The sequence below is a fragment of the Priestia sp. 53B2 genome, assembly GCF_056099005.1.
The window spans coordinates 383,129-395,889 of record NZ_JBLZXA010000008.1 but is presented as its reverse complement, the minus strand read 5'-3'; the positions used below and the strand labels follow the sequence as shown (position 1 = coordinate 395,889).

The window sequence follows — 12,761 nt, the reverse complement described above, 5'->3', positions numbered from 1 at the left end:
CATTTATTGCTGGTGGGTGGAGGTTTGACTCTATTACATGAAGGGGGTAATACCCATTGAACACAGTCATTGCGTTTGTCGTCATTTTTGGAGCTCTTGTATTCTTTCATGAGCTTGGTCATTTAGTTTTTGCAAAGCGTGCAGGCATCTTATGCCGTGAGTTTGCCATTGGGTTTGGTCCCAAAATCTTTTCATTTAAACGAGATGAAACAGTTTATACCATTCGCTTGCTGCCTCTAGGTGGATTTGTTCGAATGGCTGGAGAAGACCCAGAAATGATCGAAGTTAAGCCTGGTCAAATGGTGGGCCTCATGTTTGATAAGGAAGGCAAAGTAAATAAAGTCATTATTAACAACAAGGAACAGCATCCAAATGCAAAAGTTATTGAGGTAGAGCAAGCAGACTTAGAGCATAATCTATTTATTTCAGGTTATGAAGAAGGTGAAGATGAACGTCTGCAAAAATTCGAGGTAGCAGAAGAATCTTACTTCGTTATGGACGGAGAAGAAATTCAAATTGCACCTTACAGCCGTCAGTTTGCTTCCAAAACTCTTGGTCAGCGTGCGCTAGCCATTTTCGCTGGTCCGCTAATGAACTTTATATTAGCCTTTGTTATTTTTATCGTTCTTGGGATTTCTCAAGGATATGTTGTTGACAAACCCGTGATGGGCAAATTAACATCAGATGGAGTAGCCGTTGATGCGGGACTTAAACAAGGAGATAAAGTTCAAGCAATTGATGGACAAAGTGTTTCAACGTGGGATGATGTCGTAAAAGTAATTCAAAAACATCCTGAACAGCAAATTACATTCACGGTTCAGCGCGGCGGCAAAACGCTAGATATTCCGATTACACCTGAAAGTCGCAAAGTTGGGGAACAGACAATTGGACTAATTGGCGTATATGCACCGGTTGAAAAGTCATTCATTGGTTCGATCACGCACGGAGCTACTGAAACATATACGTGGATGAAAGAAATCTTAACGGGTCTAGGGAAGCTTGTGACAGGACAGTTCAAACTGGATATGCTTTCTGGTCCTGTAGGTATTTACGCAGCAACCGATCAAGTAGCACAGTCAGGCATTTATTATTTAATGAAATGGGCAGCCGTTTTAAGTATTAACTTAGGGATTGTCAATTTGCTTCCACTTCCTGCTTTAGATGGAGGACGACTATTGTTCTTCGCTGTAGAAGGAATTCGCGGTAAGCCAATTGACCGTCAAAAAGAAGGCATTGTTCATTTTATCGGTTTTGCTTTATTAATGCTGCTGATGCTCGTTGTAACGTGGAACGATATTCAAAAGTTCTTTTTATAAGACATACGCTCAGCGAGGGATATTCCCTCGCTGATTATATGAAAATTGCGGCATGGTCCGCCTTAAAAAAATAAGATAGAGAAGTAAGCAAAGAGGTGCGAGGTTATGAGACAAAGTTCTACATTGATTCCTACATTAAGAGAAGTGCCAGCTGATGCGGATATAAAAAGCCATCAGCTTCTATTGCGCGCAGGTTATATGCGCCAAAATACAAGCGGCGTGTACAGCTTTTTACCGCTTGGTAAGCGCGTATTGCAAAAAGTTGAACAAATTGTTCGTGAAGAGATGGACCGTGCAGGTTCTGTCGAATTATTGATGCCTGCTTTACAACAAGCTGAATTGTGGCAAGAGTCTGGCCGCTGGTATTCGTATGGATCTGAATTAATGCGTATGAAAGATCGTCACGGCCGTGAATTTGCTTTGGGAGCAACACACGAAGAAGTTATCACAAGCTTGCTTCGTGACGAAGTGAAGTCATACAAACGTTTACCGCTAAATTTATATCAAATTCAAACGAAGTTCCGCGATGAAAAACGTCCACGCTTTGGCTTATTACGCGGTCGTGAATTTATTATGAAAGATGCATATTCGTTTCATGCTTCTCAAGAAAGTTTAGATGAAGTATATGATAAAATGTTTGCGGCCTACAGCCGCATCTTTGAGCGCTGCGGATTAAATTTCCGTGCGGTTATCGCTGATTCAGGTGCAATGGGCGGAAAAGATACGCATGAATTTATGGTTCTGTCTGAAATCGGGGAAGATACAATTGCTTATTCAGATACATCTTCTTATGCAGCAAATGTTGAAATGGCACCAGTTGTAAATACGTATGAAAAATCAGGTGAAGCTGAAAAAGAATTAACAAAGGTAGAAACACCAAATCAGCATAGCATTGAAGACGTAGCTGCTTTCTTAAATGTTGAAGCGACTTCTTGTATCAAGTCCCTTTTATTTAAAGTAGATGATCGTTTTGTGCTTGTACTTGTTCGCGGGGATCACGAAGTAAACGATATTAAAGTGAAAAACTATTTTGAAGCTTCCGTTGTTGAACTGGCAACTCCAGAAGAAACAAAAGAAGTATTAAAATGCGCAGTTGGTTCAGTAGGGCCGATTGGAGTAAGTGATTCAGTAGAAGTGGTAGCTGATCATGCTGTAAAAGCAATTGCTAACGGTGTATGCGGAGCAAATGAAGAAGGTTATCACTACACAAATGTGAATGAACGTAACTTTAATGCAACTTACGAAGATTTCCGCTTCATCCAAGAAGGGGATCAGTCACCGGATGGACAAGGCGTTATTAAGTTCGCTAAAGGTATTGAAGTCGGACACGTCTTTAAACTAGGAACTCGCTACAGTGAAGCGATGGGAGCAACGTATCTAGATGAGAACGGACGCAGCCAGCCAATGATTATGGGCTGCTATGGTATCGGTGTTTCTCGTACGGTAGCTGCGGTTGCAGAACAATTTAATGATGAGAACGGTCTTCTATGGCCAGAAGCTGTTACGCCTTATCAAGTGCACGTTATTCCAGTTAACGTGAAAAATGATGAACAGCGTGAACTAGGTGAGAAATTATATAATGAGTTATTAGATAATCGCTTTGAAGTGCTGTTAGATGACCGCCAAGAGCGTGCAGGAGTAAAATTTGCAGATTCAGATTTAATTGGTCTTCCTGTTCGAGTAACAGTTGGTAAACGTGCATCTGAAGGGATTGTAGAAGTAAAAGTACGCAAAACTGGGGAGTCATTAGAAGTGTCAGTTGACAATCTAGTTTCAACAGTGAAAGAACTGCTAGCGAAGTAATGAAGCAGCGGGGATTTGTATCCCTGCTGTTTTTATGTTTATAAACAGAACATATGACAGAATAGAAGTCATTTATGTTAAAATAGATTGCACTCATTTATAAAAGGAGGCAGAAAACTTGGAAGCACAAACGCTAGGAAAAAAAGAGCGTTTTAAGTTGCTGCTGCAGCAGTTAGAGCTGACGAGTGATCAAATTGTTCCTTACTTTGAAAACGCAGCGATTGAAAAGCTCGTCATTCAGAAAGAACAAAAAAAATGGCATTTCCATTTTTCTTTAGAAGGATTATTACCTTTTGAGATTTATGAGTTATTCCATGCTCGCATGTCTTCAGCTTTTTCTCATATTGCGAGTGTTTCTTTTTCTATTCAAACCGTTAATAAAGAATGTACGGAAGAGCATGTACAGTCATATTGGAAGCATTGTATTGGAGAAATGCAGGGCATATCTCCCCTTTTACAGTCGCTTTTACAAGATCAAATGCCGAGATTGAACGGTGCCAAATTGATTGTGAACGCACGCCATGATGCAGAAGGAACGGCTTTACGTAAAAAGTATAGTCAGTTAATTGCTGATCAGTATGCGTCCTATGGGTTTCCGAACCTTCAGCTAATGACGGAAGTTGTACATTCAGAAGAAGCATTTCAGCAGTTTGTAGAGCAACGAAAACAAGAAGATACAGAAAAAGTATTACAAGCCATCACAGAAATGCAAAATAAAGAAAATGAAAAAAGTGATGGACCAGACCTACCAAAAGGTCCGCTTACAATTGGATATACGATTAAAGACGAGACGGTTCGCCTGGACTCCATTATGGATGAAGAAAAGCGAATTGCCGTTGAAGGATACGTATTTGATGCAGAAACTAGAGAATTACGAAGCGGACGTACGCTTCTTATTTTTAAAGTAACAGATTATACAAACTCTATTATGGTTAAAATGTTTTCGCGTGACAAAGAAGATATTCCTTTACTTCAAGCGATTAAAAAAGGAATGTGGGTAAAGGTTCGCGGAAGTGTACAAAACGATACATTTGTCCGTGATCTAGTTATGATTGGAAATGATGTTAACGAGATTACCGGTCCCGCTAGACAGGATACAGCGCCTGAAGATGAAAAGCGTGTGGAGCTTCACTTGCATACGCCAATGAGTCAAATGGATGCCGTTTCATCTGTTGGAGCTTTAGTCGGACAAGCCAAAAAATGGGGACATCCGGCTGTAGCGATAACTGATCACGCGGTTGCACAGTCGTTTCCTGAAGCGTATGGAGCCGGGAAAAAGAACGGCATTAAAATACTGTACGGAGTGGAAGTCAATTTAGTAGACGACGGCGTGCCGATTGCCTATAATCCGCAGCATGTGGATTTGACAGAAGCAACTTACGTAGTATTTGACGTCGAAACAACTGGTTTGTCAGCCGTGTACGATACCATTATTGAACTTGCTGCCGTGAAGATGAAAGAAGGCGAAATCATCGATCGATTTGAACGGTTTGCAAATCCTCATCATCCTCTGTCTGCAACAACAATTGAGCTGACGGGTATTACAGATGATATGGTCCAAAATGCGCCTGAAATCTCAGAAGTACTTCGGGATTTTCACGAGTGGATGGGAGACAGTATTTTAGTCGCTCATAATGCAAGCTTTGATATGGGATTTTTAAATATGGGACTGCAAAAAATCGGATTAGAAAAAGCAGCTAACGGCGTTATTGATACGCTTGAACTCGGAAGATTTTTGTATCCGCATATGAAAAACCATCGTTTAAATACTCTTGCTAAAAAGTTTGATATTGAACTTGTACAGCATCACCGCGCGATTTATGATGCGGAAACAACCGGCTATTTGTTAAATAAAATGCTGAAAGATGCATTTGAACGCGAAATTACGATGCACGATCGCTTAAATGATTATATGGGAGAAGGGAATGCATATCAGCGGGCCCGTCCTTATCATGCGACGCTTTTAGCACAAAACGACGTAGGTTTAAAAAATCTATTTAAACTCGTTTCGATTTCTCATTTAAATTACTTTTATCGAGTTCCGCGAATTCCAAGATCTCAGCTCGACAAATATCGAGAAGGCATCTTGATTGGAACCGCATGTGACCGAGGCGAAGTATTCGAAGGCATGATGCAAAAAGGAATTGATGAAGTAGAAGGAGCAGCTGAATTTTATGATTACATCGAAGTGCAGCCTCCTGACAACTACAAGCACTTAATTGAACTGGATTTAGTGCGAGATGAGAAAGCCTTAAAAGATATTATCAGCAATATTGTGAAGCTCGGTGAAAAGATTGGAAAGCCGGTTGTAGCAACAGGAAATGTTCACTATCTCAATCCGGAAGACAAAATTTACCGAAAAATTTTAATTGGTTCACAAGGCGGGGCTAACCCGTTAAACCGTCACCAGCTGCCGGATGTTCATTTTAGATCAACGGATGAGATGCTGAATTGTTTTTCATTTTTAGACGGGGACAAAGCGAAAGAAATTGTTGTTCATAATACGCAAAAAATAGCGGATATGATTGACGATATTAAACCAATTAAAGATGATTTATATACGCCAAAAATTGAAGGTGCAGACGAAGAAATGCGTGAAATGAGCTATGCGATGGCACGCAGCATCTACGGTGAAGAGCTGCCTGAAGTAGTAGAAGCTCGCCTAGAGAAAGAGTTGAAAAGTATTATCGGCCACGGGTTTGCCGTTATTTACTTGATCTCGCATAAACTCGTTAAAAAATCCTTGAATGATGGTTACTTAGTTGGTTCACGTGGTTCCGTAGGGTCTTCATTCGTTGCGACGATGACAGAAATTACAGAAGTAAACCCACTGCCGCCGCATTATGTTTGTCCAAAATGTAAGAAATCCGAGTTTTTTAATGATGGTTCCGTTGGTTCTGGATTCGACTTGCCGGATAAAAGCTGTGACGATTGTGGCGTACCATTTATTAAAGACGGACACGATATTCCGTTTGAAACGTTCTTAGGATTCAAAGGAGATAAAGTTCCCGATATCGATTTGAACTTCTCCGGAGAGTATCAGCCGCGAGCTCATAACTATACAAAAGTACTGTTTGGACAAGATAATGTATACCGCGCGGGAACAATCGGTACAGTAGCCGAAAAAACAGCTTATGGCTATGTAAAAGGCTATGCCGGTGACCGTGATTTACATTTACGAAACGCAGAAGTGGATCGTTTAGTAGCAGGATGTACGGGCGTAAAACGTACAACGGGTCAGCATCCAGGGGGGATTATCGTTGTACCGGACTATATGGATATTTTCGATTTTTCACCGATCCAGTTTCCAGCTGACGACCGTAATTCCGAATGGAGAACAACTCATTTTGACTTCCATTCGATTCATGATAATTTATTAAAACTTGATATACTCGGACACGATGATCCGACCGTGATTCGCATGCTTCAAGATTTAAGTGGAATTGATCCAAAAACGATTCCGACGGATGATCCTGAAGTGATGAAAATTTTTAGCGGAACGGAATCACTTGGCGTAACAGAAGAGCAAATTATGTGTAAAACAGGAACGCTTGGCATACCTGAATTTGGAACGCGCTTTGTGCGTCAAATGTTAGAAGATACGAAGCCAACGACGTTTTCAGAGCTTGTTCAAATCTCGGGACTGTCGCACGGGACGGACGTATGGCTTGGTAATGCGCAGGAGCTAATTCGCAATGATATTTGCAACTTAAGTGAAGTAATCGGCTGTCGTGATGACATCATGGTTTATCTGATTTATCAAGGTCTTGAACCTTCACTTGCCTTTAAAATTATGGAGTCTGTACGTAAAGGGAAAGGGCTAACACCTGAATTTGAAGAGGAAATGATCAAAAATGGTGTTCCGGACTGGTATATTGATTCTTGTAAAAAGATTAAGTATATGTTCCCTAAAGCCCATGCGGCTGCTTATGTATTGATGGCCGTGCGTATTGCTTATTTCAAAGTGCACCACGCGCTTCTTTATTACGCAGCATACTTTACGGTTCGTGCAGATGACTTTGATATTGATACGATGATTAAAGGCTCAACTGCCATTCGAGCGAAGATGGAAGAAATCAATGCTAAAGGTTTAGATGCATCTCCTAAAGAGAAAAACTTATTAACGGTGCTTGAGCTTTCTTTAGAAATGTGCGAACGAGGCTATTCATTTAAAAAAGTAGATTTATATGAATCGAGCGCAGACGAATTTTTAATTGACGGCACGTCTTTAGTTCCACCGTTTAATGCCATTCCCGGTCTTGGCACAAATGCAGCGCTGAACATTGTAAAAGCTCGTGAAACGGGAGAGTTTTTATCGAAAGAAGACTTGCAGCAGCGAGGCAAAGTATCTAAGACGATTTTAGAGTATCTAGACAACCATGGATGCCTTGAATCATTACCTGATCAGAACCAGCTTTCTCTTTTCTAACATTTGCATAAAATAAGCGGTTATGATATAGTAATTGTGGAAATGCTAAGGATACGGACGAGAAAGAGTGGGGAAACCCGCTCTTTCTTATTGATATGAACTTACTGACATAGTAAGTAGTATGGAGAACGAATCGGCTTCTAGCATGATTCGTTTTTTCTGTAGATTTTCAATCACCATGATTGATTTATTATGTGACGTTTAAAATCCTGCAACACAAATGACAACATTTCCACTCTAGTAGGTTAGACCTCTTATAGAGTGCAAAATAAAAATAGCAAATAAACCACTCTTTTTTGATATAAGAGACATAAAAAACGCGTAACCTAAACATACCATGCAATGTCTCGAAGGGAGGATTAGAATGAGTAAAAATGTAAAACAAACAGTGGAAGAAATGGTTTCCCCTATCTTAGAGGAAATGAATTTAGAGCTTGTTGAAATTGAATACGTAAAAGAAGGAAAAGATTGGTTTTTACGTGTGTTTATCGACTCTGATACCGGCGTGGATATCGAAGACTGCGGAGCAGTAAGTGAAAAATTGAGTGAGAAAATGGATGCAGTAGATCCAATCCCTCATAACTATTTTTTAGAAGTATCATCGCCTGGTGCGGAACGCCCATTAAAAAAAGATAAAGATTTTGAACGTGCAATTGGTAAGCATGTATACATAAAAACATATGAACCAATTGAAGGTGCAAAAGAATTTGAAGGCGAATTACAATCATTTGACGGAGAAACTGTCACATTATCTATTCGTATCAAAACACGCACAAAAACGGTGGTTTTACCATATGACAAAGTCGCTTTTGCTCGATTAGCGATTGTATTTTAATGTGTAGGGGCCAATATTAAAGGGGGATTATCCAACGATGAGCAGTGAGTTATTTGATGCCTTAGTCATTCTTGAAAAAGAGAAAGGCATTAGCAAAGATGTAATTATTGAAGCAATTGAAGCAGCGCTAATTTCTGCTTACAAACGCAACTTTAACCAAGCGCAAAACGTACGCGTTGATTTAAATTTAGAAAGAGGTTCAATGCGCGTGTTTGCTCGCAAAGATGTGGTTGATGAAGTATATGATCCACGTCTGGAAATTTCGGTTGAAGAAGCACAAACAATCAACCCTAACTTCCAGCTAGACGATGTGGTTGAAATCGAAGTAACGCCAAAAGACTTTGGACGCATCGCGGCTCAAACAGCAAAACAAGTTGTTACACAGCGTGTTCGTGAGGCGGAACGAGGCGTTATCTATTCAGAGTTCAGCGATCGCGAAGAAGATATTATGACAGGTATTGTTCAGCGTCAAGATTCTCGCTTCATCTATGTGAGCCTTGGCAAAATTGAAGCATTGCTTCCTCAAAGCGAGCAAATGCCAAACGAGCAGTATAAACCTCATGATCGCATTAAAGTGTATATTACGAAAGTAGAAAAAACAACAAAAGGCCCACAAATCTATGTTTCACGTACGCACCCAGGTCTTTTAAAACGTCTTTTCGAAAAAGAAGTACCGGAAATCTATGACGGTACAGTTGAATTAAAATCAGTAGCTCGCGAAGCTGGAGACCGTTCAAAAATCTCTGTTCATTCTGAGTATGCTGAAGTAGATCCGGTCGGTTCTTGTGTTGGGCCAAAAGGTCAGCGCGTACAGGCTGTTGTAAATGAACTAAAAGGTGAAAAAATTGACATCGTTCGCTGGTCAAATGATCCAGTTGAATTTGTTGCCAATGCCCTAAGTCCATCTAAGGTAGTAGATGTGATTGTAGATGAAAATGAAAAAGCAACAACTGTTATCGTTCCTGACTATCAGCTGTCACTTGCAATTGGTAAGCGTGGACAAAATGCACGTCTAGCTGCTAAGCTGACAGGCTGGAAAATTGATATTAAAAGTCAATCAGAAGCTGAACAAGAAGGTATGGTTGTAAAAAACAGCGATGATATGCTAGTAAGTCAACATGCATTTGATTCAGATGAAGATATGGAATAAGAGGTGAGCCAAGGTGAACAATCGTAAAAAAGTCCCGATGCGAAAATGTGTGGCCACTGGAGAAATGAAGCCTAAAAAAGAGCTAGTACGCGTTGTACGCTCAAAAGAAGGCGACGTTTCAGTTGATGTAACGGGTAAAAAGTCCGGGCGCGGAGCTTATGTAAGCAAGGATAAAGAAGCAATTTTATTGGCAAAAAAGAAAAATGTGCTTTCGACACATTTAGGCGCGTCAATAGATGAAGCGGTTTATGAAGAGTTGCTAGCGCTTGTAGAAAAGGAGAAACAGTCACGCTAATGAATGAACAATGGATCTCCTTTTTAGGGCTTGCAAACCGTGCACGCAAATTGATTTCTGGAGAAGAACTTGTGGTTAGAGAAGTTCGGAAACAAAAAGCAAAGTTAGTACTTTTAGCAAGCGATGCGTCTGAAAACACAAAGAAAAAAGTAACGGATAAATGTTCTTACTACAACGTTTCGGTTAAAATCGTTCCCGATCGCTACACGCTAGGTCAAGCGATTGGAAAAGATGCTCGAGTTGTGGTAGCCGTGATGGACGAGGGATTTGCTAAAAAGCTAGCAACGATGCTCGGTTAATTTTATGGGGGTGAAAGTATTGAATAAAAATACAAAATCAACAGCTAACAAAGGAAACAATAAAGGTAACAAAAAGCCACAGGCACAAAAGTCACAGGCACCAAAAGGTAGACCAGCTCCAGCAGCTGCAAAAGAGTTACCGGAAAAAGTAACGTTTGTCGGAAGCTTAACGGTTTCTGAGTTAGCAAAAGAATTAGGCAAAGAGCCTTCTGAAATTATAAAAAAACTATTTATGCTTGGTGTAATGGCAACAATTAACCAAGAGTTAGATAAAGATTCTATCGAACTAATTGCCGGAGAATACGGTGTAGAAGTTGAAGAAGAAGTAGTAGTAGATGACACTGCTTTTGAATCATTAGAAATCATTGATGACGAAAAAGACCTTCAAGTGCGTCCTCCAGTTGTTACAATCATGGGTCACGTTGACCACGGTAAAACGACGCTTCTTGACTCTATCCGTAACACAAAAGTAACGGCTGCAGAAGCAGGCGGCATCACGCAGCATATCGGTGCTTATCAAGTTGTGGTTGACGAAAAGAAAATTACATTCCTTGATACACCAGGGCATGCTGCATTTACAACGATGCGTGCGCGCGGTGCGCAAGTAACGGATATTACAATCCTTGTTGTTGCAGCAGACGATGGTGTAATGCCTCAAACAATTGAAGCGATTAACCATGCAAAAGCGGCAGAAGTGCCAATTATTGTTGCGGTTAACAAAATGGATAAAGAAGCAGCAAATCCAGATCGCGTTATGCAAGAACTAATGGAGCACGGCCTTGTAGCTGAAGAGTGGGGCGGAGAAACAATCTTCTGTAAGCTTTCAGCCATTTCAGGTGAAGGGATCGATCAATTGCTTGAAATGATTTTACTTGTAAGTGAAGTAGAAGAGTTAAAAGCAAATCCTAACCGTCGTGCAGCAGGTACAGTTGTAGAAGCACAGCTAGATAAAGGCCGTGGGTCTGTAGCAACGCTTCTTGTTCAAACTGGTACACTACGCGTAGGTGATCCAATCGTAGTCGGAAATACGTTTGGCCGCGTTCGCGCAATGGTAAATGATATCGGCCGCCGTGTGAAGGAAGTAGGACCATCTACTCCGGTTGAGATTACTGGCTTAAACGAAGTTCCGTTAGCTGGAGATCGTTTCTTAGTGTTTGAAGATGAGAAAACAGCTCGTCAAATCGGAGAAGCTCGTGCTCAAAAGCAGCTTGAACAACAGCGCGGTGAAAAATCTCGCGTAAGCTTAGATGATTTATTTGAAAAAATTAAACAAGGTGAAATGAAAGACTTAAACCTTATCGTAAAAGCAGACGTACAAGGTTCTGTAGAAGCATTGGCTGCTGCTCTTCAAAAGATTGATGTAGAGGGTGTAAATGTTCGTATTATCCATACGGGTGTAGGTGCGATTACAGAATCTGATATCATTCTTGCAACTGCTTCTAACGCAATCGTTATCGGCTTTAACGTGCGTCCGGATGCTGGAGCAAAACGTACAGCTGACGTAGAAAACGTAGATATTCGTCTTCATCGCATTATTTATAAAGTAATTGAAGAAATTGAATCTGCGATGAAAGGAATGCTTGATCCTGAGTTTGCTGAAAAAATCATCGGTCAAGTGGAAGTACGTCAAACATTCAAAGTATCAAAAGTTGGTACAATCGCAGGAAGTTACGTAACAGACGGTAAAATTACACGTAACAGTGGAATTCGTTTAATCCGTGACGGAATTGTTATCTTTGAAGGTGAAGTAGATGTGCTAAAACGCTTTAAAGACGATGCAAAAGAAGTCGCTCAAGGATATGAGTGTGGTATTACAATTAAAAACTTCAATGATATTAAAGAAGGAGATATTATTGAAGCATATGTAATGGAGCAAATTGATCCTAAATGATTGGACTAGTGGAGTGTGAATGCTTAATTTACGATGCTGCTTCTCTTAAAGAAAAACGTGCCGTGCTTCAGCGCATCTTGATGCGCTTGAAGCAGCGGTTTAACGTATCAGTTTCAGAAACTGATTTTCAAGATGTGTGGCAACGAACAAAAATTAGCATTGTCGCAGTCTCATCTAGCCGTGTCACAACGGAACAAGAACTGCAAAAAGCGCTAAGCTTGATTGATTCTTTTCCAGAGATTGAACGTACTATTACAACTTTTGATTGGTTATAAAAGGGGTGACACAGATGAACATAAGAGCAACTAGAGTCGGAGAACAAATGAAAAAAGAGATGGGCGAGATTTTAAATCGTAAAATCAAGGATCCGCGCATCGGTTTTGTGACTGTAACAGATGTTCAAGTATCAGGCGATTTACAGCAAGCGAAAGTGTATATCTCTGTTTTAGGAGATGCTGAACAGCGTGAGAATACGTTAAAAGGCCTTGCGAAAGCAAAAGGATTTATCCGCTCAGAAATCGGTCAGCGCATTCGCTTACGTAAAACGCCTGAAATTACGTTTGAGTTTGATGAATCAATTGATTATGGTAATCGAATTGAATCATTGCTTCATGAAATTAAAAAAGAAAGCGATGACCATCAAGAGAACGAATAAGATCAGTGAATGTAGAAACAAAAAAGGGTGTCTCAAAAGTGGTTTTTGCTTCTGAGACACCCTTTTTTAAATGAAAAGGAGATGAAGA

Annotated in this window: 9 protein-coding genes and 1 pseudogene; all 10 read left to right on the top strand. The window is 40.4% G+C overall.

Features of this window, described 5'->3' with window-relative positions:
* Positions 1–56: 56 nt before the first annotated feature.
* The 10 genes and pseudogenes from rseP (at position 57) to rbfA (ending at position 12,673) form a co-directional block, all read left to right on the top strand.
* On the top strand, positions 57–1,316 hold the full coding sequence (gene rseP, locus ACN6NE_RS05360) for an RIP metalloprotease RseP (protein WP_025750292.1): 1,260 nt from the start codon (positions 57–59) through the stop codon (positions 1,314–1,316).
* Between the two features lie 105 nt (positions 1,317–1,421).
* A complete protein-coding gene (locus ACN6NE_RS05355; protein WP_129704432.1) occupies positions 1,422–3,119 on the top strand; it encodes a proline--tRNA ligase in 1,698 nt (565 codons plus the stop codon).
* Positions 3,120–3,237: 118 nt separating this feature from the next.
* On the top strand, positions 3,238–7,548 hold the full coding sequence (locus ACN6NE_RS05350; protein WP_474324801.1) for a PolC-type DNA polymerase III: 4,311 nt from the start codon (positions 3,238–3,240) through the stop codon (positions 7,546–7,548).
* Positions 7,549–7,912: 364 nt separating this feature from the next.
* Positions 7,913–8,383 (top strand): ribosome maturation factor RimP, encoded by a 471-nt coding sequence (gene rimP / locus ACN6NE_RS05345; protein WP_013084764.1) that lies wholly within the window; start codon positions 7,913–7,915, stop codon positions 8,381–8,383.
* Positions 8,384–8,420: 37 nt separating this feature from the next.
* Positions 8,421–9,533, top strand: a complete 1,113-nt coding sequence (gene nusA, locus ACN6NE_RS05340) for a transcription termination factor NusA (RefSeq protein WP_013058839.1) — start codon at positions 8,421–8,423, stop codon at positions 9,531–9,533.
* Between the two features lie 13 nt (positions 9,534–9,546).
* The gene (gene rnpM / locus ACN6NE_RS05335; protein ID WP_013058838.1) at positions 9,547–9,828 is read left to right on the top strand and encodes an RNase P modulator RnpM; all 282 of its coding nucleotides are present in this window, start codon (positions 9,547–9,549) and stop codon (positions 9,826–9,828) included.
* Positions 9,828–10,127: a YlxQ family RNA-binding protein gene (locus ACN6NE_RS05330; RefSeq protein WP_013058837.1), complete on the top strand. Its 300-nt coding sequence runs from the start codon at positions 9,828–9,830 to the stop codon at positions 10,125–10,127. Before rnpM ends, ACN6NE_RS05330 begins: the two co-directional genes overlap by 1 nt.
* Positions 10,128–10,149: 22 nt before the next feature.
* Positions 10,150–12,018, top strand: a pseudogene (gene infB, locus ACN6NE_RS05325) (translation initiation factor IF-2); the annotation flags it as partial.
* Positions 12,015–12,293 carry a DUF503 domain-containing protein gene (locus tag ACN6NE_RS05320; protein ID WP_013058835.1) on the top strand — a complete coding sequence of 93 codons (279 nt, stop codon included), beginning with the start codon at positions 12,015–12,017 and terminating at the stop codon, positions 12,291–12,293. The pseudogene infB and the gene ACN6NE_RS05320, both read left to right, overlap by 4 nt.
* A 14-nt stretch (positions 12,294–12,307) precedes the next feature.
* Positions 12,308–12,673: a 30S ribosome-binding factor RbfA gene (gene rbfA / locus ACN6NE_RS05315; RefSeq protein ID WP_013058834.1), complete on the top strand. Its 366-nt coding sequence runs from the start codon at positions 12,308–12,310 to the stop codon at positions 12,671–12,673.
* Positions 12,674–12,761 lie beyond the last annotated feature (88 nt).

Coding starts and splice junctions, on each gene's coding strand:
- ACN6NE_RS05355 (WP_129704432.1), top strand. CDS start 1,422: ATGAGACAAAGTTCTACATTGATTCCTACATTAAGAGAAGTGCCAGCT.
- nusA (WP_013058839.1), top strand. CDS start 8,421: ATGAGCAGTGAGTTATTTGATGCCTTAGTCATTCTTGAAAAAGAGAAA.
- ACN6NE_RS05330 (WP_013058837.1), top strand. CDS start 9,828: ATGAATGAACAATGGATCTCCTTTTTAGGGCTTGCAAACCGTGCACGC.
- ACN6NE_RS05320 (WP_013058835.1), top strand. CDS start 12,015: ATGATTGGACTAGTGGAGTGTGAATGCTTAATTTACGATGCTGCTTCT.
- rimP (WP_013084764.1), top strand. CDS start 7,913: ATGAGTAAAAATGTAAAACAAACAGTGGAAGAAATGGTTTCCCCTATC.
- rbfA (WP_013058834.1), top strand. CDS start 12,308: ATGAACATAAGAGCAACTAGAGTCGGAGAACAAATGAAAAAAGAGATG.